This is a genomic window from Pseudofrankia sp. EUN1h, assembly GCF_001854645.1.
Lineage (GTDB): Bacteria > Actinomycetota > Actinomycetes > Frankiales > Frankiaceae > Pseudofrankia > Pseudofrankia saprophytica.
The window spans coordinates 29,635-51,818 of the sequence record NZ_MBLN01000095.1 but is presented as its reverse complement, the minus strand read 5'-3'; the positions used below and the strand labels follow the sequence as shown (position 1 = coordinate 51,818).

The 22,184-nt window shown below is 71.9% G+C and carries 15 protein-coding genes; 9 read left to right on the top strand and 6 right to left on the bottom strand.

What is annotated here, in order from left to right; genetic code table 11:
• Positions 1 to 21: 21 nt before the first annotated feature.
• Positions 22 to 1,137: an aromatic ring-hydroxylating oxygenase subunit alpha gene (locus BCD49_RS36100; RefSeq protein ID WP_007515194.1), complete on the bottom strand. Its 1,116-nt coding sequence runs from the start codon at positions 1,135 to 1,137 to the stop codon at positions 22 to 24.
• A gap of 381 nt (positions 1,138 to 1,518) precedes the next feature.
• Between BCD49_RS36100 and BCD49_RS36095 the strand changes: the two genes are divergently transcribed.
• The 5 genes from BCD49_RS36095 to BCD49_RS36075 all read left to right on the top strand — a co-directional run bounded on the left by BCD49_RS36095 (position 1,519) and on the right by BCD49_RS36075 (position 8,690).
• Positions 1,519 to 2,532: an FAD binding domain-containing protein gene (locus tag BCD49_RS36095; protein WP_007515195.1), complete on the top strand. Its 1,014-nt coding sequence runs from the start codon at positions 1,519 to 1,521 to the stop codon at positions 2,530 to 2,532.
• Between the two features lie 5 nt (positions 2,533 to 2,537).
• Positions 2,538 to 3,248 carry a (2Fe-2S)-binding protein gene (locus tag BCD49_RS36090; RefSeq protein WP_425343329.1) on the top strand — a complete coding sequence of 237 codons (711 nt, stop codon included), beginning with the start codon at positions 2,538 to 2,540 and terminating at the stop codon, positions 3,246 to 3,248.
• Positions 3,245 to 5,683, top strand: coding sequence for a xanthine dehydrogenase subunit D (pucD, locus tag BCD49_RS36085; RefSeq protein ID WP_071042410.1), 2,439 nt, complete (start codon positions 3,245 to 3,247; stop codon positions 5,681 to 5,683). The genes BCD49_RS36090 and pucD overlap by 4 nt, the downstream gene beginning before the upstream one ends.
• Positions 5,673 to 7,049, top strand: coding sequence for an allantoinase AllB (gene allB / locus BCD49_RS36080; protein WP_007515198.1), 1,377 nt, complete (start codon positions 5,673 to 5,675; stop codon positions 7,047 to 7,049). The genes pucD and allB overlap by 11 nt, the downstream gene beginning before the upstream one ends.
• Before the next feature lie 90 nt (positions 7,050 to 7,139).
• A complete protein-coding gene (locus BCD49_RS36075) occupies positions 7,140 to 8,690 on the top strand; it encodes an allantoicase (protein WP_007515200.1) in 1,551 nt (516 codons plus the stop codon).
• A gap of 363 nt (positions 8,691 to 9,053) precedes the next feature.
• Here the strand turns inward: BCD49_RS36075 and BCD49_RS36070 are convergent, their stop codons facing one another.
• Positions 9,054 to 12,281, bottom strand: a complete 3,228-nt coding sequence (locus BCD49_RS36070) for an AAA family ATPase (protein ID WP_007515201.1) — start codon at positions 12,279 to 12,281, stop codon at positions 9,054 to 9,056.
• A 498-nt stretch (positions 12,282 to 12,779) separates the two neighbouring features.
• Here BCD49_RS36070 and uraH point away from each other — a divergent pair, with 498 nt between their 5' ends.
• The 3 genes from uraH (at position 12,780) to BCD49_RS36055 (ending at position 16,581) form a co-directional block, all read left to right on the top strand.
• Positions 12,780 to 13,106, top strand: coding sequence for a hydroxyisourate hydrolase (uraH, locus tag BCD49_RS36065; RefSeq protein WP_007515202.1), 327 nt, complete (start codon positions 12,780 to 12,782; stop codon positions 13,104 to 13,106).
• Positions 13,107 to 13,244: 138 nt separating this feature from the next.
• On the top strand, positions 13,245 to 14,543 hold the full coding sequence (locus BCD49_RS36060; protein ID WP_071042415.1) for a DUF6986 family protein: 1,299 nt from the start codon (positions 13,245 to 13,247) through the stop codon (positions 14,541 to 14,543).
• Between the two features lie 1,099 nt (positions 14,544 to 15,642).
• A complete protein-coding gene (locus BCD49_RS36055) occupies positions 15,643 to 16,581 on the top strand; it encodes a hypothetical protein (RefSeq protein ID WP_007515204.1) in 939 nt (312 codons plus the stop codon).
• Positions 16,582 to 16,764: 183 nt separating this feature from the next.
• Here BCD49_RS36055 and BCD49_RS36050 read toward each other — a convergent pair whose 3' ends face one another.
• The 3 genes from BCD49_RS36050 to BCD49_RS36040 all read right to left on the bottom strand — a co-directional run bounded on the left by BCD49_RS36050 (position 16,765) and on the right by BCD49_RS36040 (position 19,920).
• Positions 16,765 to 17,466 (bottom strand): GNAT family N-acetyltransferase, encoded by a 702-nt coding sequence (locus BCD49_RS36050; protein WP_007515205.1) that lies wholly within the window; start codon positions 17,464 to 17,466, stop codon positions 16,765 to 16,767.
• A 130-nt stretch (positions 17,467 to 17,596) separates the two neighbouring features.
• Positions 17,597 to 18,907, bottom strand: a complete 1,311-nt coding sequence (locus BCD49_RS36045) for a glycosyltransferase (RefSeq protein ID WP_071042409.1) — start codon at positions 18,905 to 18,907, stop codon at positions 17,597 to 17,599.
• Positions 18,904 to 19,920 carry a helix-turn-helix domain-containing protein gene (locus BCD49_RS36040; RefSeq protein ID WP_232794242.1) on the bottom strand — a complete coding sequence of 339 codons (1,017 nt, stop codon included), beginning with the start codon at positions 19,918 to 19,920 and terminating at the stop codon, positions 18,904 to 18,906. Before BCD49_RS36040 ends, BCD49_RS36045 begins: the two co-directional genes overlap by 4 nt.
• A 444-nt stretch (positions 19,921 to 20,364) precedes the next feature.
• Here BCD49_RS36040 and BCD49_RS36035 point away from each other — a divergent pair, with 444 nt between their 5' ends.
• Entirely contained in the window at positions 20,365 to 20,760 is a 396-nt protein-coding gene (locus BCD49_RS36035; RefSeq protein ID WP_007515208.1) for a hypothetical protein, read from the top strand.
• A gap of 51 nt (positions 20,761 to 20,811) precedes the next feature.
• Here BCD49_RS36035 and add read toward each other — a convergent pair whose 3' ends face one another.
• Positions 20,812 to 21,897 carry an adenosine deaminase gene (gene add / locus BCD49_RS36030; protein ID WP_007515210.1) on the bottom strand — a complete coding sequence of 362 codons (1,086 nt, stop codon included), beginning with the start codon at positions 21,895 to 21,897 and terminating at the stop codon, positions 20,812 to 20,814.
• Positions 21,898 to 22,184: the final 287 nt, after the last annotated feature.

The window sequence follows — 22,184 nt, the reverse complement described above, 5'->3', positions numbered from 1 at the left end:
GGCTGGCGCCGCGCGCCAGCCTCAGCGGCCGGCGCGGGTGGGTGGGCGGCGCGGTGCCCTGGTGTGGCGGCCGTCGGGGTCGGCGGCGCTCGTGCCGGGGCGGCGGGAGTAACGGCCCGCTCGGGTGACGAAGGCGGCCAGCACCCGGCGCAGGGCCACCCCGGCGGCGTCGGCGCGGATGCTGACCTCCTCGGCCAGCTCCCCGTCGCCGCTGATCAGCGGCAGGCCGTCCAGGGTGAACTTCTCCTGCAGCGCCAGGTCCTCGTCCAGGATCTCCTGCTCGAAGCGGGCGGCGTCGCGCAGGCGTCCCGCGTCGCCGCCGAGGTCGTCGCGCAACAGCCGGGTGTAGACCCTGGTCGCGCCCTCGTCCTCGGGCTGCAGGCAGAAGTGGATCGCGCTGGTGATCCCGGCGTCCGGGTACTCGAGGCGCAGCCGCAGCATGAACGGCGGGCGGAACACATAGGTGGACACGCGCCGCTGCACGAGCGGCCGGATCCCGGCGGCCACCCCGGGATCCTCGGGGTTGGCGACCTCCTGCTCCAGGGTGACGCAGAAGCCGTCCCCGTCCGCGTCGACGCGGTACGGCGGCACGACCATGTCCTCGCCCGCGCCGATCGTGCCGGCGTGCACGAACGGGAAGTGCGCGGTGTCGAGGAAGTTGTCGGCGAGCAGGCCGGCGGCGGCGGTGGTGCGCGACGGCTCCAGCGAGATCGAGTCGAAGGCGTCGTCCGCGTCCTCCGGCAGCTCCATGATCTCCGAGAACGGCTCGTCCGGAGCCACCCAGACCAGGCCGTACCGCTCGGTCACACCCCAGGCGGCCGTGGCGCGGGCACGGCGCGGAGCGGGCACCCCGGGACCGAGCGCGGGCACCGCGACGCAGTCGCCGCCGGCGGCGAACCGCCAGCCGTGGTACGGGCAGACGAGCGTCTCGCCGTCGACCCGGCCGGCGGACAGCGGCGCGAGCCGGTGTGGGCAGCGGTCCTCGAAGGCGGTGACGGCGCCGTCGAGCCGGGCGAGCACCCAGGGCTCACCGAGCAGGCGCACCCCGAGCGGCTGGTCGCCGAGCTCGGTGGAGAGGGCTACGGGGTGCCAGCCGTGCCGCAGCGCCGGGTCCGTGTTCGTCAGACGGCGTGACACACCCACCTGCCTCCCTGCCCCCGTGATCGTCATCGCTGTCCGGTCGCCTGCGCCGGGTCGTCGGCCGGGTGGGCGGTCCTTCCGCACATCATCCACGCTCCCGGGCCTCGCCGAGGCTTAACCGACGTTCAGTGACGTAACACGCTGTGAGCATTCCCGGCCGTCCCCGGCGCCCGCGCTCGGGCGCCGGCCTGAACACGTCCGTAACCTGCGGGTCCTATCGTCGACGGTCGAACGGCTCGCGCAGATAGGCGGCGTTCGCGCCGCTCGCGCTGGTCAGGGCCCTGTACCCGGTGTCGGCGGCTGTGCCCAGCCACCGGCTGCCGGTGGCCTGAACCTTGCGCATGCTTACGGAGAGCGACAGGCGGGAGGGCTGGCCAGGTGACAGGCAGCACGGCCGCGCTGCACAGGCCGGGCACGGTGGGGGAGGCGGTCCGGATGCTCGCCGAGGTCGGCGACGCGGAGCTGCTCGCGGGCGGCACGGACCTGGTACCGGCGATGCGCGCCGGCACGCGCCGGCCGCGCGCGATCGTGGCGCTGCGCCGCGTCGTCGAGCTGCGCGCCCGGGGCGTCGGCGCGGACGTGCTCACCATCGGCGCCGGGGTGACCTACGCCGAGCTCGCCGACTGGGCTCCCGCGCCCGGGCTCGCCGCGACCGCCAGGGCGGTCGGCTCGGCCCAGATCCGCAACGCCGGCACGGTCGGTGGGGCGCTCGGCTCGGCGAACCCGCGTGGCGACCTGCTCACCTTCCTGACCGCCGCCGGCGCGGACGTGCTGACCTGCTCGGCGCGCCGCGGCCCGCGCGCCACGCCGCTGGGCAGCTTCCTCGCCAGCACCCGGGCACCCGGCCGCGGTGAGCTGGTGACCGCGATCCGCGTCCCGCGCCCCCGAGGACCGCAGGCCTTCCTCAAGATCGGCGGCCGGCAGGCGGCCTATCCGACGCTGGTCTCCTGCGCGCTGGTCGTGGACCAGACCAGCGGTCAGGTCGGCTGCGCCGTCGGTGGCGTCGCCGCGACGCCGCTGCGCGCCACCGAGGCCGAGAGCTTCGCGACGGCCGAGATCGACTGGACGTCCCCCGCAGGGACGTCTCCGGGAGGAACGCCGCCCGGAGGGGGCGACGCGGCGCGGGCCGCCGTCGCGCGCCGCTTCGGCGCGCTGGTCGCCGACGCGGCCCGCGGCGCGGCGGCTCAGCTGCCGGAGGGGCCGCGAGACCCGGCGGCATACCGCTGGCACGCGGTCGGGGTGCTGGCAGAGCGGGCGCTCGCCCGCTGCCTGGCCTCCGGAGACGACCAGCGGCCTGGCACGCCGGCCGAAGGAGGAGCGAAAATGCCGCACCTTCGCTCCTGCGGGGGCGATCAGGGGCCTGGCGGGTCGGCGAGGGGACGGAGCCGGTGAGGGCCGTGGGGACGGACGAGGACGGCGGTCCCGGCGGGGGCGTGCCTGCCCGCCGGGTGCTCGACCGAGGGAGCGCGGGCCGCCGCGGCGATGCCATCGGCTACACCGACGAGGCCACCGAGGCCGGCCCGGTCACCCGGCCGTACCGCCTGCACGTCGACGGCCGGCTGCGCACCGTGACGGGCTCCTGGCTCGGCGACTCCCTGCTGACCGTGCTGCGCGAGCGGCTCGGGATCACCAGCGTCAAGGACGGCTGCGAGCAGGGGCGCTGCGGGTCCTGCTCGGTGCTGCTCGACGGCCGGCTGGTCGCCGCCTGCGCGACGCTCGCCGCCGACGCCGTCGACGCGAGGGTGACGACGCTCGCCGGCCTGCCGGCCGATGGGCTGGCCCCCGCCGTGCGGGCGGCCTTCCTGCGCCATGGCGCGGTGCAGTGCGGCTTCTGCACGCCCGGCTTCGTCGTCGCCGTCACCGACCTGCTGGGCAGGTGTCCGGAGGCGGACGAGGACGAGCTGCGCGAGGCCCTGGCCGGCAACATCTGCCGCTGCACCGGCTACGGCCGGATCATCGCCGCCGTCAGGGCCGTCCAGGCAGAGCTGGCGGCAGGCGCGGCAGGCGCGGCGGACGCGGCGGACGCGGCGGACGCGGCGGACGCGGCGGGCCAGGGCGGCGGTCGCGCCGCCGGCCGCTCGGACGCTGATCGCGCGGGAGAGCGATGAGCATCGCACCGCCGCCGCCGCCGGGGCGGGGCGGGATCGGGCGGTCGACCCTGCGCCCGGACGGGCCGGCCAAGGTGACGGGCACTTTCCCCTACGCCGGGGACCTAGCGTTGCCCGGCATGCTGCATGCCCGCACGCTGCGCAGCCCGCACGCGCGCGCCAGGATCCGTGCCGTCGACACCTCGGCCGCGCTGCGGATCCCCGGCGTCGTCGCCGTCGTGACCGCGGCCGACGTCCCCGGGGTCGCCACCTTCGGGCTGATCGGACCCGACCAGCCGGTGTTCGCCGCCACCGAGGCCCGCTACGCCGGCGAACCGGTCGCGGCCGTGGCCGCCGTCGACGCCCGCTGCGCCCGGCGCGCGCTCGCGGCGATCCAGGTCGACTACGAGCCGCTGTCACCGGTCACCGACCCGGAGCTGGCGATCGCGCCCGGCGCCGAGCCGCTGCATCCGGGCAGCCCCGGCTACGGACCGGGCGCCCCGTTCAGCGACCCCGGCCACCCCAACCTCTACCGGCAGATCGACATCCGCCACGGCGAGACCCCCGACCTCGTCGGCGAGGTCGTCGTCGAGGACACGTACGTCTTCGGCATGCAGGACCAGGCTTTCCTCGCCCCGGAGGCCGCGCTGGTCACGCCCGCCGCCGACGGCGGCGTCGACATGGCCGTCGCCACCCAGTGGCTGCACTCGGACCAGGAGCAGATCGCCGCCTGCCTCGGGCTGCCGGAGGAGCTGGTCCGGCTCACGCTGGCCGGTGTCGGCGGCGCGTTCGGCGGGCGCGAGGACGTCACCCTGCAGGTCCACGGCGCGCTGCTGGCGCTGGCCACCGGGGCGCCGGTGCGGATCGCCTACGACCGCGTCGAGAGCTTCCTCGGCCACCCGCACCGCCACCCGGCCCGGATGTGGTTCCGGCACTCGGCGACCCGGGATGGCGACCTGGTCGCCGTCCAGGCCCGGGTCATCCTGGACGGCGGGGCGTACGCGTCCAGCTCGCGAGCCGTGATCTCGAACGCGGTCACCCACGCCGCCGGGCCCTACCGGGTGCCGAACGCCCACCTCTACGGCGCCTCCGTCCGGACGAACAACCCGCCGTGCGGGGCGATGCGCGGCTTCGGCGTGCCGCAGGTGACCTTCGGGCATGAGGCGCAGATGGACAGGCTCGCGGACAGGCTCGGGATGGACCCGGTCGAGCTGCGGGCCCGCAACGCGCTCGCCGCCGGCGACATCCTGCCGACGGGGACGCCGATCCCCGGCCCGATGCCGGCCCGCGAGCTGATCGAGCTGGTCGCCGCCCGCCCGCTTCCGCCGCCGCTCGACCCGGCGGCCCCCGGCGTGGGCAGCGGCCTCGCGCTGCCCGGCGGCCGGCCGGCCGGCGCCGAGCCGTCCCGGGTGCGCCGCGGGGTCGGCTACGCGCTCGGCATCAAGAACCTGCTGTTCTCCGAGGGTTTCGACGACTCGTCGGTGGCGCGGGCGCGCCTGGAGATGGGGCCGGACGGTGTCCCGCGGGCCTGGGTGCACACCGCCTGCGCGGAGGTCGGGCAGGGCTTCGTCACGATCGCCGGGCAGATCGCGCGCACCGAGCTCGCCGTCGAGGAGGTGGTGCTCGCCCCGGCGGACACCGCCGTCGGCAGCGCCGGCTCCACCAGCGCCTCCCGGCAGACCTGGATGAGCGGCGGAGCGGTACGCGGCGCCTGCGCCGCCGTCGCCGACCGGCTGCTCGCCAGGGTGGCGCGCGGGCTGGGCCTGCCGCCGTCGGTGCTGGAGGCGCCTCGCCGGGTCCTCAGCCTGCGCGACGGGGAGATCATCGGGCCCGAGGTCGGCGCGCGGATCCCGCTCGCCGAGGCGCTCGCGGACGGGCCCGTGGAGGCCGAGTACACCCACCACCACCGGCGCACCGAGGCGCTCGACGAGCGCGGTCAGGGCGACGCGCACGTCGCCTACGCCGCGGCGGCGCACCGCGCGGTCGTCGACGTCGACCTCGACCTGGGGCTGGTCCGAGTGGTGTCGCTGGCGCTCGCGCAGGACTGCGGGACCGTGCTCAACCCGCTGTCGCTGCTCGGCCAGGTCGAGGGCGGCACCGCGCAGGGCCTGGGCGTCGCGGTGATGGAGGAGCTGGTCACCGTCGACGGCGTCGTCGTCAACCCGACCTTCCACGACTACCTGCTGCCGACCATCGCCGACGTGCCCGACCTGGACTTCGTCGCGGTCACCTACCCGCAGCCCGACGCGCCGTACGGGGTCAAGGGGGTCGGCGAGGCGCCGACCGGCACGGCCACCCCGGCGGTCGTGGCGGCGATCCGGGCGGCCRTCGGCCGCGACCTGCGCCGCGTCCCGGTCCGGCCGGCGGACCTGGTGATGCCGTCACCCGCTGACCCGGCTGGGGCCACTGGTGACATGGCCACTGGTGACACAGGATGGGAGGACGATGGCGACTGAGCCAGCCGCGCCGGCGCTCGCGCTGCCGGAACGAGTAGAGGTGCTGCGCTCACGGCGGGTCGTGACGCCGCGCGGTGTGATCGCCGCCGCGGTGCACGTCGCGGGTGGGCGGATCACCGCGATCACCGGCCCGGACGAGACCAGCCCCGGCGCCGCCGTCACGGACCTCGGAGACCTCGCCCTGCTGCCCGGTGCGGTCGACGCGCACGTGCACGTCAACGAGCCGGGCCGCACCCACTGGGAGGGCTTCGCGACCGCCACGAGGGCCGCGGCCGAGGGCGGCGTGACGACGATCATCGACATGCCGCTGAACTCGATCCCGCCGACCACGTCGGTGGCCGCGCTCGAGGCCAAGCGGGCCGTGGCGGCCGGGCAGATCTCGGTGGACGTCGGCTTCTGGGGCGGGATCATCGGCGCCGACGCGACCAACGTCCGCGACCTCGCCGAGCTGCACGACGCCGGCGTGTTCGGTTTCAAGGCGTTCCTCGCCCCGTCCGGGGTCGAGGAGTTCCCGCACGTGTCGATGGAGGCGCTCGCCGCCGCCGCGAGGCACACCGCCCGGCTCGGCGCGCTCACCGTCGTCCACTCCGAGTCGCCGACCGTGCTGGAGGCGGCGCCGCCCGCCGCCGGGCGCGCGTTCGCGAGCTGGCTGCGTTCCCGCCCGCCGGCCGCCGAGACGGAGGCCGTCGCCGCGCTCGCGGCACTCGCCGCCGGGACCGGCGCCCGGCTGCACGTGCTGCACCTGGCGGCGGCCGGGGCGCTCGACGACGTGCTCGCCGCCCGCGACGCTGGGCTGCCGCTGACGGTCGAGACGTGCCCGCACTACCTCAGCTTCACCGCCGAGGAGGTCCCGGACGGCGCGACCGAGTTCAAGTGCGCTCCGCCGATCCGGGAGCGCGCGAACCTGGAGCGCCTGTGGGACGGCCTGGCCGAGGGGTTGTTCGTCGGCGTCGTCTCCGATCACTCGCCCGCGAGCCCGGACGTCAAGGCGGTCGACACCGGCGACTTCGGTGCCGCCTGGGGCGGCATCGCCTCCGTCCAGCTCGGCCCGCGCGCGGTCTGGACCGGCGCCCGCCGGCGTGGCCACGGTCTGGCGGAGCTGGCTCGCTGGGTGGCCACCGGGCCCGCCGACCATGCCGGGCTCGCCCACAAGGGGCGGATCGCGGTCGGCGCCGACGCGGACCTCGTGGTGTTCGACCCGGAAGGGTCCGCTGTGGTGGACGTCGCGACGCTTGCCCACCGGCACCCGATTACCCCCTACGCTGGAAGAACGCTGGACGGCATCGTCCGCGCGACCTACCTGCGCGGCCAGCGGGTCGACGGCGGCCGCCCCCCGCGCGGCCACCTCCTTACCCGAGCCGGATGACCCTGTTCGCTGCCCGAGAAGACGGACAGATATTGAGCACGCGTCACCCGGGCATACGGCTGGGTGACGCAGGGAGAGGACATACCCCGGATGGCTGACGCCCCCGACCTGACCAATCTCGTCGACCTCGCCGGCGCGCGGCTTGGCGGCTCGGTGGTTGCTGTCAACGACGAGTTCTTCGCGTTCGCCGAGCGGATGCTGCTGCCGGAGCCGCCGATCGTGCGACCGGGAGTGTTCACCGAGCGCGGCCAGTGGACCGACGGCTGGGAGACCCGGCGTCGCCGGGTGCTGCCGGGAGCCGACTGGGCCGTGGTCCGCCTCGGCGTGCCCGGCATCGTGCATGCCATCACCGTCGACACCACCCACTTCACCGGCAACGCGCCGGAGGCCGTGGAGATCCAGGGCGCCACCGTCGGTGGCTACCCGGCGCCCGAGGAGCTGCTCGACGAGTCGGTCCAGTGGGTGACGCTCGTGCCGCGCACCCCGGTGAACGCGGACTCGGTCAACGTGCTGCCCGTCGAGGGCTCCGGCCGGTTCCGGATCACCCACCTGCGGCTGACGATCTACCCGGACGGCGGCGTGGCCCGGCTGCGCGCCCACGGCGAGGTCGTGCCCGACCCGCGGCTGCTCGACCGGGTGACCTCCGATCTGGCCGCCACCTACCTCGGCGGCGTGGTCGTCGCCGCCAGCGACATGCACTACGGCGACCGGCACAACCTCAACGCCTCCGGCGAGGCCCGGGTGATGGGCGAGGGCTGGGAGACCCGGCGCCGGCGGACCCCCGGCTACGACTGGGCGGTGATCCGCCTGGCGACGACCGGGCGGATCGTGCGCGCCGAGGTCGACACCCGCCACTTCCGCGGCAACGCGCCGCGCGCCGTCGCGCTCTGGGCGGCCAACGCGCCCGAGCTGTCCTCCTCCGACGACGTCTCGGTGATCACCGACTGGCGCCCGATGCTGCCACCGACCAGGACCCAGCCGAACACCAGGCACCTGTTCGACCTCGACACGCCGATCGAGGCGACGCACGTGCGGGTCGACGCGATCCCCGACGGGGGTCTCGCCCGGCTGCGCCTGCTCGGCGCACCGACCGAGCGGGGCCGCGAGTCGCTGGCGATGCGCTGGCTGGACGCGCTCTCGCCCGCCGCGGCCAAGGAGGAGCTGCTCGCCTGCTGCGGTTCGGAGGACTGGGCGGACGCCGTCGTCGCCCGCCGGCCGTTCGGCACCCTCGACGAGCTGCTCGCCGTCGCCGAGCAGGAGTGGTGGCGGCTGACCGAGTCGGCGTGGCTCGAGGCGTTCACCGCGCACCCGCGGATCGGCGAGCGCCCGGCCGTCGCGTCGGCCCCGCCGACCTCGGCGCGCGCGACCGTCGTCGGCCTGGACGCCCCGCGCCGCGAGCAGGCGGCGATGGACTCGGCGGCCGCCGAGGTCCGCGCCGCGATGGCCGAGGGCAACGCGGCCTACGAGGAGCGCTTCGGCTACATCTTCCTCATCCGCGCAGCGGGACGGAGCGCCGAGGAGATGCTTTCCCTACTGCGGGAGCGCCTCGAGAACGACCCGGCACGCGAGCTGCGGGTGGCAGCCGGCCAGCAGGCGGAGATCACCGCCATGCGGCTGCACCGGCTGATTACGGGCTCCTGACGAAGGAGGCGGCCTCCCCGGGAGGCAGCGCGGTCCTGGGCCTGGGACGGCAAGACACCGCTCGAGGAAGGCCTTGCCTTACATGGGATTTTCCACTGTCGGTGGGCTCCTCGGGAKCCCTAGCATCAGCTGTGGTGCAGCCCGGACGGTCGTCGGGGGGTCGTTCCTCCGGGCGCCCGATCTCCACGGCCTGGTCCGTCAAAAATACGGGAGGTGACGGCCCGGGTCGTGGAGGACCGCCTCGCCGCCGCTTGCGGTGCGGTGCGGTGCCGGCTATGCGGCGGTCCGGCACGGGGCCGCCGCATAGCCGGCCACGTATCGCGGCCACGCTCAACGACCGGGCGCGGCGGCCGGGCGCGGCGGTCAGCGGCCCGGGGCACCGCCGGGGCTGTCCGCTGGCGGTGGCGCCGGCCGGGGCTCGGCTGCCTCATCCCGGCGCGGTGGCGAGGTGGGCAGCGGGAAGAGCGGGGGGTCGCTGGAGCCGCGCAGACCCAGGTAGATGCCGGCGAGTTCCGCGCGGGAGGTGACGCCATGCATCCGGTACAGCTCCCGGGCGACGTTCTCGGCGTGCCCCTTCGACATGTAGAGCTCCCGGGCGATGGACTCGAAGTCGTCCCCACGCAGGATTCTCGTCAGCAGTGCCTGTTCTCGGTCCGTCAGTGGCCGGCCGCCCGCCCCGCCGGCCGCCGGCCCCGGACTCGCGCGAGCGTCGCCGCTCCCCACAGCGGCCGCGGCGGCCACCCTGGTGATCGGCGGCGCATCACCCGGGTGGGTGGCGACCGGAGCGGTCCTGACCGCCGCCCGCCCGCGCAGGGCGGCGATCAGCTCGCGGCACCGGCGCGAGTACGTCGCGGCGCCCAGCGCGTCGAAGACGTCGAGCGCGGCGGTCAGCTCGGCCGCCGCCTTGGCGTTGCGGCGCCGGCGCCGGTGCACCTCGGCCGCGCGCAGCCGGGCCTGGGCCGCGGGGAACGGCATGCCCAGCGCGTCGGACTCGGCGGCCGACCTCTCGAACAGCGCGACCGCCTCGTCGTGGCGGCGCTGGCCCGTGAGCAGGACGCCGTGCGCCCTGGCCACGAGCGCGAGCGTCACCGCCGAGCCGCGGGTACGCGCGTCGGCATCGAGGCTCGCAAGCTCGGCCTCGGCCTCGGCGAACCGGCGCAGCCGGGAAAGCGCCTCGATGTAGAGGTGACGCCACTCGAAGACACCGGGCGGGCGCGCGCCCGCCGGGTTTGCCAGCGCCGCGACCCGCGAGCAGGCTTCGACGACACCGTCCGGGTCGTCGAGCGCCGCGGCCAGGTGCGCGGCGGTGGTGGTGCGGTAGCCGCAGATCGACGCCACGCCCTCGACGTCGTACTCGGCCGCCCGGGCCAGCATCCGACCGACGGTGGCCGCGTCGCCGCGCGCCGCCGGGACGAGCGCGGCCGTGGCGTGGACGACCGGCAGCCCCCAGAGGTGCCCGGCCGACTCGGCGAGCGTGATGCTGTCGCGGCCACAGGCGAGCGACTCCTCCCAGCGCCCGGACCGGAAGGCCGCCTCCGTGTAGTGGATCATCCCCATGAAGCGCTGGTGCAACGGATCCTGCGGGGTGTAGGTCTCAGGGTGCAGGTCCGCGACGGCGCCCTCCAGGTCCCCGGACCACAGCCGCACCGCGCCGCGGCCCACCCGGATCGTCATGTGGGTGTGTGGAGTGGGGTCGAGCAGCCGCTCGCCGGCGGCCAGTTCGGCGAGCGCCCGTGCGCCGTCGCCGGTCGCGGCGGTAAGCGCCGACGCGGCCAGCGCCAGCCCCTGCGCCCGCATGGGGGACGGCGCACCCGTCTCGTCGAACGCCCGTCGGGCCCAGGTCTGGGCCGCGTTGTTGAACCCGGCCAGGATGTAGGCCTGCGCGACCCCAGCGGCGCTCTGTGCGGCGGTCTCGGTGTCACCGCGGGCGCGGGCGGCCTCCCAGCTGGCCATGAAGCCGAGAACGCCCTGTTCGGCCCGGTTGGCCAGCAGGTCCAGGTGCGCCCGCACATAGAGCTGGCGGGGCGAGCCGTCGACCTGGTTACCGCCGTCGGTGCTCTGACCGTCGGCACCGTCGTCCGCGGCCAGCGCCGCCGTGGCCTCGGCGCGTTCGCCGGCCTGGAGGAACGACATCGCCGCGTCGAGGCGCAGTGAGCGAGCCTGAGCGCGGTCCGGGGTGATCGAGGCCGCGAGCAGCAGATGGTCGGCCGCCCAGGCGTAGCGCCCGGAGGCGGACTCCGACTCGGCCAGTTTGATCAGCTCGCCGGCGAGCTCGCTGTCGGGGGTCAACGCCGCGGCGGCCCGGTGCTCCAGCGCGGTCGCGCGGTCGGCGGACGCCGCGGCCACCGCCAGATGCAGCGCGGACCGTTCTTCCAGGTCGACGGCGTGGTAGATCGTCGCCCGGACGACCGCGTGCGGTGGCACGACCCGCAGCGCCGGCGGCGCTCCGACGGTGCCGACCAGGTCGTGGCGCACCGCCTGCGCGAGAGCGCGAGCCGGCTCGGTGATCCCGGCAAGCGTGGCGATGTCCGTCAGGCCGCCGCTGCGGCCGAGCACCGCGACGACGGCGGCCAGCGCTCGGCCCTCCGGCGGGCAGGCGGCCAGGTCGCGCTGGACCAGCGATGCCAGCGACTCCGGCGCCCGCGGCGCGCTGACCGCGCTTTGGCTGATCCCCTCCCAGCGCTCCTCGCCGTCGGCGGTGAGCAGTTTGCTGATCCACAACGGGTTGCCCTCGGTGGCCTTGACGAGGTAGCGCAGCCGGCGGGGTGGGGGCGGGGGGAATCCGCGGGCGACGCACAGGTCGGCCAGCTCCGTCTCCCCGAAACCTGACAGGTCCAAGGCCAGGCCCGCGACCGCGGCGCGCCGGCGCACCCCGTCCAGCCAGGGGGAGTCGTGCGGTCGGCCGGCGATCAGGACCAGCAGCGGCAGCCTGCCCCCGTGCAGCAGCAGGTGTCCGATGGCGCGCAGCGACGGGGCGTCGCACCAGTGGACATCGTCGATCCGCAGCACCATCGGACCGGCGGCGCAGCAAAGCTCGGCGGCGCGGGTGAGCAGCTCGCCGGTCTCGCGGATCCGCTCCGCGACCGCGCCGGCCGCCACGTCGGGGAGGTCGGCCTCGAACGTGCCGGTGGCCCTCATCCCGTCGATGTCGATGTCCCGCCCGCTCGGGGCGGCCGGAGCGGCGACAGCCGGCAGCCGGGGGCCGTGGTGGCGGCCGAGACCCGGGGCGGCCATGGCGGCCATGGCGGCCGGGCCGTTGCCGGCGCCGGCCGGTCGCGCGGCTGGAACCGGCGCGCCCGCGGCGGCGCCCGTCTTCGGCACGCGCGTGAGCTGGTCCAGCAGCCGGTCGGCCAGGTCCAGATCATGAGTGCGGGCACCGTACACGGCCTCGACCCGGACGATGGTCGGCTTGGGTGTTCCGGGCGGGAGATCGCCCTCGACGAGCCCGCCGAGAAACCAGTCGAGCAGCGTCGTCTTGCCGATGCCGGGCGGCCCTTCGGCGAGCACGCACCGCAGGCCGGTGGCGACGGCCGCTGCGTACTGCGCGGCTAGCAGGCCGAGTTCAGACACGCGACCGACAAAACGCACCATCTGCCCGCCTCGACCCACTCCACGTCGACTGTTCCGGCTCAGCCCCCCGTTCCCGTCCCGTCCCGACCGACCTCCGCATCTGGATCCCGCCGGATCGGCTTCGCCGATCTGACTGGTCCGGATTCGATTCTGGACTTACCGGCGGATCCTAGCCGCTTAGTGGCCACATGGTGACGTAGACGACTCGCTGTGGTCGTGGGCCCGTCTCGGACTGGTCGGCATACGCGTGCGGCCAAGCCCGCGCGTCGAGCCGCCGGCACCGGAACCGCAGGTCACCGGGTCGGCCGCGGGCCTTCGCGATCCTCACGGGCGTGTCCGGCCATGGGCGGCTGTGCTGAAGACCGGTTTCGGCCATCACGAAGTACCACGCCGGTGCCGATGGTGGGCCGTCGTCCGTTGCCGCGGCCGGCGCCGACCTCGCCCCGACAGGCCCGGGATACCTTCCGGGGGCGGCCATCAGAGCGCACCGTTGCGCGCCGACGAATCGTGAGGGCCCAGATGTCACTGTCCACGCATGTCCTCGACACCGGTGCTGGACGCCCCGCGGCCGGGGTCGCCGTCCGGCTCGAGAAGATCATTCTTGGCTTCCACGGCCAGCACAAAGGCTGGAGGCTCGTCGCCGAGGCCAGGACGGACGGCGATGGCCGGATCGCCTCGCTGCCCGCGGACGCGGCCGGCCGGTGGCGGCTGGTGTTCGACACGGCGGAGCTTTCGGCGTTCTTCCCAGAGGTGATCATTACCTTCGTGATCGACGACCCGGCCGCCCACCACCACGTCCCGCTCCTGCTCGCGCCCTACGGCCTCTCCTCCTACCGGGGCAGCTGACCTACTCGGGCAGTTGACCCCTATCTGGCCCCTGAGTCGCGGGGGCCGTCGGGAGCTGACATGCGGACACACCCGCGCTTCCAGGCGTTCCTCGTCGTCGAGCGGAGCGAATGGCCGCGTCGGGTGACACTGGAGGGTGTGCCCACCCTGTCGGAACATCTGCTCGGCCGGCTGACCGCCGCACTGGCGCCGGTGGACGCGGCGCTCGCGGCGCGCCACCCCGGCGATCCCGGCACGCGCCAGCCGGTGCACACCTGCTACGTGTCGGCCGAGCGGCTTCACCCCGACGTCGTGCTCGAATGGGGAGAAAACGCTCGCGAGGCGCTCGCGGAGCACGCGCCCTCGCCCGCCGACCTCGCCGAGGCGACCGGCCTCGGCGGGATCGGCCTCGGGGGAGCCGGCCTCGGGGGGGCCGGTGGCGCGGCCGGCCGGGCGGGCGAAGCGGACCCTGCGCTGGCCGAGCGCGTGTACGCCCACGTGCTGCGCACCCTGTCCATGGAACCCATCCAGGATCTGCGCGTCGATCTTGAGGACGGTTACGGCATCCGCCCGGACGACGTGGAGGACGAGCACGCCATCGCCGCCGCTGAGGCGCTGCGGCTGGCCTCGGCGGCCGGGGCGCTGCCGGACAGCTACGGGCTGCGCCCCAAGTCGCTGGACCCGGCGGTGCGTGACCGCGGCCTGCGCAGCCTCGACCTCTTTCTCACCGCGCTCGCCGGCGACGACGGCGGCCCGCCCGGCCTGGTGATCACCCTGCCGAAGGTCAGCGCGCCGGAACAGGTCGGCGTCTTCCTCGCCGTCCTCGACGAGCTGGTGCCCCGGATCGACCTGCGCCCGCCGGCCATCGAGCTGCAGATCGAGACCMCGGCGGCCGTGCTCGCACTGCCAGCGCTGGTCGACGCCGGCCTCGGCCGGGTCACCGGGCTGCACGTGGGCACCTACGACTACTCGGCCGCGCTCGGGATCGCCGCCGAGAACCAGGCCAGCGACCACCCGGCCGTCGAGTACGCCACGACACTCATGCAGCTGGTGACCGCGGGGACGGGGATCCGCGTCGCCGACGGCTCGTCCAACCTGCTGCCCGTCGGGTCGACGGACGCGGTATGGGCCGCCTGGCGCCGGCACGCCGGGCTCGTCAGCCGGGCCTGGCGGCGTGGCCTGTATCAGGGGTGGGACCTGCACCCGGCGCAGCTCGTAAGCCGGCATGCTGCTGTGGCCGCGAACCTGCTCGCTGGCCTGCCGACCGCGCTTGCCCGGCTCGCGGCCTATGCGGAGGCCCGGTTCGCGGGGGCCGTGGCGGATGAGCCGGCTACCGCCCGGGCGCTGGCCGGGCACGTGCTGCGAGCGCTGGACGCGGGGTTGTTGGACGAGGCCGGCTTGGCCGCTGCGGATCTCGACCGCGCGGTCGTCATGAAACTGGGAGGCCGCCGCAGCTGAACCGCTGAAGACGCGGCCCGCCGCCATGCCTGGTGGCTGAAGCTCGCTGAATTCCGCGGTCGGCTGGGTGAACGGAATTGGGCCAGACACGCGGATGGCCGCCCCGTGGCGAGGCGGCCATCCTATGGACCTGTAGGGAAGGTGGTCTTCGCTCACCGCAGTGCGTGTGGCGAGATGGCCTGGATGGAGTGTGCGGCGGTCGCGCGAGAGGCTGCGCCGAGACACCGTCGTGGGGCGATCGACGATCCCGACGACGATCAAGATCGTGACCAATGGCGTCAGCACCAGAGTCCTGACCGCCGTCATCATCAACCGGAGAAGTTCCTACGCGAGGGTCCGGAGTCGGCGAATGTGCTGGGTTAGCGCACTCATCATGACAGTCAGTCCGACCGCCGCGACGATAACCAGGACGGGTGAGCCGTCCTGGCCGTCGGGCCCGGCTACCTGGGCATTTACGGCCTGTTGGGCAAGAGCTACTGTGTTCTTTGCGGGCATTGCTCCCCGTTCGGACTCGCGTTACCGCGCGGTACGACGCCTTCTGGCATCAAAGGTGTGACGCCGCTGTAGGTGGCACTACGGCGGTCGATGGCACCGTGCTGAGGTGACGCAAAGACGGCGGGCCGAGCCCGCCTGGGTGAGACAGAGCGCCCCCGGTACTTCGCCGCAAACGAGACCGGGGGTGTTCTGCTGTGCGCTCCCGAAGCATCCGTGGCTTCTTTGAGGCTCACCTCCGTCGCGTCTGGTGAAGTTCAGTAAATCCCGCTGTATCTCTGAAGGAATTCGCTGAACTCAAGGCGATCCAGTTACTCACACTGTAGAACCAACATGCCGACGAAGCCTGCGGGGAAGGCGAATCTGGTGCTAGTGACTCCCCGGAAGCGCGCACCTACTCAACTTAGCCGTCTGTGGCGACCTCCTGGTACGCTTCCCATACATCGACATTTGTGATCTTCTTGAAATTCGGTGTCGACACCGAAGGGGTGAAGGGCCGGTGATGGAGTCGAACTCGGCGTTGGCCCGTCGTCTCCGCGAGTTGCGCCAGGAAGCCCGCCTGACACAACCGTAGGTCGCCAGCGTCCTTGGCGTCTCGGTGGCGACCGTGTCCTCCGACGAGAACACCGCGCGTGGCATCCCGATCAGAAGACTGGAGCAGTACGCGGCGGTCTACTCCGCGCCCCGCTCGGACAAGAACGGGAAGGCGCGGGTGGCCGACGAGGAGGAGGTCACTCCCGAGGAGCGCGCGGGGCGGGACGCGTTATTGGCGCAGCTGACCACCTTCTTGAAGGACGTGGCGGCGCCCGACTCGAAGGGGTCGACGGCGCGCGCCGATGCTCCCCGTGGAACCTGGCGCTTTGGCGATGGAGCGCACGTACGGATCGTGTGCGGCCTCCTGCCGGAGACGGTCCGTTCCGATCTCACGTCCACGAAGAACCTCAACTACACCGAGCTCCTCGCCTACGCGGACCTCGACTCGCTCGTCGAGTTGTTCGGTCACATCCGGGCGGAGAATCCGCTCTCGGACGTCCGGTTCCGGACCTCGTCGGCCGTCGTGTCGGACGACATGTCCGGTCACCTGGTGCTCTTAGGGGGCCTCGGCTGGAACCAGGCGGTGGATTGGTACCGCCGTCAGGTGGATTTCCCGGTCGAGCAGATCGAGGACGAGGAGTATCCCGAAGGGGAAATCTTCGTCATCCACCGGGAAGGCATCCGGGAGAAAGTTGTTCCGACCATTTCTGGGGACCTTGACTTCGGTCTACGGGACGACGTCGGTCTTCTGGTCAGGACCCCAAATCCGTATAACCGGGCACGCACGCTGACGATCTGCAACGGCGTGTACTCCAGGGGAGTGCTGGGTTCGGTGCGGTGTCTCACCGATGGGAATCTGAAGGAACGTAACGAACGTTACATCCAGGACAGGTTCGGCGACTCCAAGGAATTTGGCATTCTCATGCGCGTGCGAGTGCTGAGGGGCCGGACTATCACGCCGGATCTTCATGATGAAGAAGTCCGGATTTTCGAGTGGCCCGAAAGGATCTGATCGATGGCCATGAACTGGTGCGATGGCTAGAAGGCTAATGGGAGAATCGCCAACAGTCGAGGTGTCACTCACACTCGGTCTCGCCGATGATCATGTGCMTGAGGTCGCGCAGACGAACGCGTCGGCTCATCGAAACCGATAGTCGCCCCGTCGTATGGAGCCGGGAATGTGCCGCGTGCCTGCTCAGGTCTTCCTGCTGCGTTTCCGAAGACTCGCGACGCCCTGTCCACCGAGGTCCAGATGCATGTGATATTCGCGACGTGGCGGGCGTTGGCGTTCCTGTTCTGATTCGCCGAGGTACTCCTGGCAATACTGGCCGCTGCGCTTAAAGCCCATGGACCCGAAGGCATCGGCGGCGTTTCTGTTATTTTCGAAAACCCAGAGGCCAATGAGCCGGCTTTTATTGACCTCTTTTTCCACTTCTTCTATGGCTGCTATCACGAGCTTGCTCGCGATGCCGCTCCTGCGGAGGTGCGGCTCCACCCACATCGACTCGATGTGGGCATGTGGCTGTTGAATCACAGCGCACTCACCTGGATCGGTGAGAGCGCTCTTGTTGAGTGCGGCGACCGCGATCGGCCGACCCGCCTCGCGAACGACGAACCACTCGCGGTGGCGGATCTGGTCCCGCCACCGATGCGCCTGAAAGTCCAGAAACGTCGCCAGGTCACCGGCCAGGACGTCGGCTGCGGTGTCGAGGGACCGGATGCGCACGTCCTTGAGCAGGGACCAGTCGTCCTTCTTCAGGGTCTGGACGGACCACATGCTCGCCAGGTCACCGCCCGGCCGGCCGCAGTCGAGCGGTGGGCGCGTCTGCTGCACCGGACCGGTCGGTACATCCACAACGAGCCCCACGGCGCCCCCGTCGCTCTGCTCTGTACCCATAGATCACACGTACCCACAGATCACTCGGATCACCGTTGATCGTCATGACTGCGTCATCGTACCTACAGGGCCAGGCCGTCTCGCCGGTGCCCCGCCGTGCGGGTCCTGGCGCGTCGCGCAGGCGGAGGGGCTAGCGCAGATGCAGGTCGCTGAGCGCCTGCTCCAGATCGAGGGTGGGCGGTGGCAGGGCGTCCAGCCGCCGTCCCCAGGCGCGTCGGTCCCTCTCGAAGTTCTTGAGATATTCGACACAGGCGTCCGGGGTGACCAGCCTCAACTGTCTCTGCGAAGCTTTGATCGCCTTCGTGGCCGACGCGGCGTATTGGCTCTCGCTCTTCTGAAGACCCGCGCGTATCTCGCKGAGGAGAACGCGCCTGGCCTCGAGGAACTGTTGCCAGTACCGAACGTCCGGCTGTTTCGATATCCCCAGGTGCAGGTGTGYGAGAAGCCCTTCGGCGAGCACGTCGCCGAATTCTTCGTAACGGGCGCGGGCGGCGATGTAGGGGTTGTATTCTCGCTGTTTGACGAAGCCGACGCGCGTGATGGCGGCGCGCTCGGTCTCGCGCAGCATGAAGAACCAGTCCTCGTTGTAGATGTTGGGAAAGAAAGAAAGATCCTCGAAACAGTTCACGCCGAGTGCGGAGCCGCTCGCATAGACGTTCTGCTTGCGGCCGGCGAGACGCAGCGCATGGCAGACGGCCGAGTTGTCCTCGGTCGGCAGGCGGTCGTGTACCGCGTCGCCGGCCTCGACGAGGAAACAGGATATCGGATTCGAGTCCAAGGCGGCGCTGGCACGGAGGAGACCGCCCGGCTCGATACCGTAGATGTCGTCGTCCATGAAGACGACCTTCTTCCAGCCGGCGAGGCGGGCCATGAGAAGCCCGAGATTTCGCTTGAGGCTGAGATCGCGCGGTACCGGCACCGGTGAAAGCCGCATGAAGACCTCCGCCGCGGTCGAGAAATCGAACGTCTCATGCCAGTAACCGGGCGGGATGTCGATGGCGACAACGTCGATCTTGGCGCCGCTGAGACGCTCCAGTACCTCGCTGGCCCGTGCCTCCCTGCTGCACAGGACGATCAGACGCCGGCTGCAGCCGGATGCCATCGTGGCCGCCTCGTCGAGGAAGCGTGCCGGCCTCACGGTCGGGACGATCACTGCGTCCAGTAGGTCCGGCGCGCTGTCGGTGTCCGGCTGGTAGACCTTGAGGAACTCGAGATGGTCCGGAAACTGGCGGACGCTGGCACCCGTCGTGGCGGCGCGGCTGCCTGCGATCGCGTCCCGAACCCTCTGCCGTCCACGCGACCCGAGGGTCTCGCGAGATCCCTGACCCGTCTCCGGGGCGCGGTGGTCCGGCCCAGTGTGCCGCTCACCATGGCCCAGCGAATGACCATGGCCCAGCGAAAGGGCAAACCGGCTCCCGCCTGATTGTCGCGGGCCGGTCACCCTAAGTCAGACCACTCGAAGAGCCGGTTCCTTGGGTTGCCTATCTCGGGTGTCACCGTCTTTCCGTTATTAATCGGGACGCGGAAGAGAACGACGTACTTGAGTGCGTCCTGAAAGCGCGTGGCGAGGTACTCCTCGTTGCGACCGCTCAGCGATGGATTGGTAAGAAGCCGAACGGCTCCGAGGACGCCGCGTGAATGTACGCCGTTGCAGATGGTCAAGGTCGTCGCCGAGTTGTAGGGGTTTGGGTAGCGAGCGAAGAAACCCACGTCCTCCACGAGGCCGAAGGCCGCGTTCCTGGATTTCTGTGGAACGTAACGCCGCGGCTCTCCGTCGTCGATCTTGACGGTGAAGAACTCGCCGTCTGGGAAATCATCGCTGTCGACCTGCTGAACGGGTAGGTCGTCGAGAAGCGCCAGGAAGGATCCGGTCGTCTGGTTCCAGCCGAGGCCGCCGAGGACGACTACATGATACGAGAGGTCGGCGTCCGACATGTCGTCGGGCTGCATGAAGCGGACGTCGGTCGACGGGTTCTCGGCGCGGATGTGGCCGAAGAGCTCCACCATCGCGTCGAGGTCCGCGTAGGTGAGCAGCTTCGTGAAATTGGGGTTCGTCGGCTCGGCAAGGCTGGAGACGTCCCCCGCGGGGATCTTGCCGCAGACGAGTCGGACCGGGGTGTCGTCCGTGAAATCCCAGGTGCCTCGTCGCCCCTGCGCGCGGCTCGACGAGGCGCCATCCCGAAGCCGCAGGAGTTCGCCGAGGAGGGAGTCCCGCTCCTCGCGCTCCGGTCCGGAGAGCTCGTCCTCGTTCAGGACGCGCAGCTGCCCGTTGGACTGGGATCGAGAGGTCGCGAAGAACGTGGCGTAGATCCGGAGCGTCTCGTCTCCGGGGGCGGCCTGGCCGGTCTCGTAGCTGGATACCGTCGACTCGCCGACATGCAGAAACCTGGCCAGGCTCGACTGCGTCAGCTGGCGTGGCCCTGCGGTCCGCAGGGCCTTCAGGCGGCGTGCCAAGGGCGGAGGAGTTCGCCGTGGTCTGGGAGCCACGACCACCCCCCTCCATGGTGATCCCAGTGGAGTCCATGGTAGCCCAATGTGCCTTGCCGAGGTTGCGTTCAGAGTGAGCCCCACTTGAGCGAGTGGTTGCGCTGCGATGGAGGCTGACCGTTGCCCGGTGCGGTGGTGGCGGACACGGGATGGGCTCTCGACGGATCGGTCGAACTCCGGCTGGGATCATGATGGCCCCAACCCGGAACTACCAGGCTTCTCCCAGCAACGATGCCGCGTGCGCGGAATTGACCGTCTGGCTGCGGGGGTATTCGCCCTGTGTACTCATTGGTGACGTCGCTCATCGACACGAATCGAAAGTTGGTGGGCGGCTCAGTGTCCGCGGCTTTGCTCATATCTGGTCGTGGTCTGAACACGGGTTGGAGCGCAGGCATGGAGCCGAACTAGAAGATGCCGGTGATCCCGGCGGGCACGCTGTTGGACGGAACAGTGCAACGCACACAAGGAAGCACGGAGCATTCGGGGGCTCAAATCATCGTGAACACCTCGCGTCGTATTCATCTCGCGACAGCCGCCTATCAGGCGGCGCAGTCACAGGACCAGGGGCCTGGCATCGTCCTGGGCCTCGTCGTCGTCTTCGGACTGATCGCATTTACCGTCGGGCTGACTCGACACATCCGGACACTCTGGACGCTGTCCCTGACCTTCCTGCGGCCGATGCTGGCCGCCGTGAGGACGTTGATGATGATCACCCTGGTGATCATCATCGTCGTGTTCGGGCTCGCCTGGTCGGCGCATGAGGACGCCTCGGCCGCGCCGGCCGTCACGGTTGCCCGTGTCCGATAGTCACCGCTGAGGGCGTGAGCGGCCGCCGCCGCTGGCCGGCCGGCCGCCACGCTACTCAGCCAGTCGGGAACGTAGGTCCTCGGCGGCCCGCGTAACGCGGTCGCGCAGCGCGCGCTTGGCGTCCGCGTCGAGCCAGGTGGCCTCGACGCCGTCGAGGGCGATGGTGACCATGTCGTCGAAGGTGTAGTCGAAGGCCTCGGCGACGGAGGCGTATTCGTAGCCGAGGTCGAGGTCGGTCATCGCCGGGTCGTCGGTGTTGAGCGTCGCCAGCAGGCCGGCGGCGCGCATCGTCGGGTAGGGGTGCTCGGCCAGCGCGGGGAACGCGTTGGCGATGCGGATGTTGGAGTTCGGGCAGACGGTGAGCGGGATGCGCTCGGCGGCGAAGCGGCGCACCAGCTCCGGGTCGTCCACCAGTGAGAGCCCGTGGTCCACGCGTTCGGCGCCCAGGACGTCGATGACCTCGGCGATCGCCGACGGCGGCGAGTTCTCGCCCTGGTGCCCGGTCAGCCGGAAGCCGGCGCCGGCCGCCGCCCGGTACGCCTTCACGAACGACTTCGGATCGACCCCCAGCTCGGTGGAGTCCATTCCGACGCCGAGAACCCGCTCGATACCCGGGGCGCCCGAACGGCGTAGTTCGCCCAGTTCGGTCACCATCTGGAGCCCGGGTGCCGGGCCGAACGCCCGGTCGATGTCGGCGATGAGCATCGCCCGCGCCCCGGTCTCCGCCTCGGCCGCCGCGATCCCGTCGGCGAGGCCGGCGACGATGTCGGCGAGGCGCTGCCCGGAGTCGAGGTGCCGGGCAGGGGTGAAGAACATCTCCGCGTAGACCCGGCCGTGCGCGGCGGCGTCGACCACACTTTCGTAGCCGAGTCGGGCCCAGTCGTCGCGTCCGCCCAGCGTCGACTGCACCAGCCAGAAGATCGACAGGAACTCGTTCAGTGAGCTGTAGGAGTACAGCTCATCGAGGTTCTCCGTTGGCAGCGCCAGCCCGTGCTGGTGGGCCAGGTCGAGAACCGTTCCCGGCCGCATCGTGCCCTCGATGTGGCAGTGCAGCTCGACCTTCGGCAGCAGGTCGAGCGCGGTGGCCAGGTCGAGCGGTTCCGTACCCGCCGCGCCCGCCGTCACGGTCCGATCCATCTCAACGCCTTCCGCAAGATCTCGTCCCGCGTTCCGCGCCGACTGGTCAGGCGGAAGCAGGCACACCCCGGCACCTCCGCCGACTCTGCCACCCATGCCCCGGCGTCGCGGGCATGCCCCGCCCACGGCAATTCATGATCGCCGCGGGCGTGTTGTCGTGGTCGCGATTTGGTCGGATCCACGACCGCGACAACACGCCCGCGGCGATCAACCGGTCGTGTGCCGCCGGACGGACGTTGGCGGGCTCGCGCACGGCGACACGGCGACACGGCGACACGGCGAGAGAG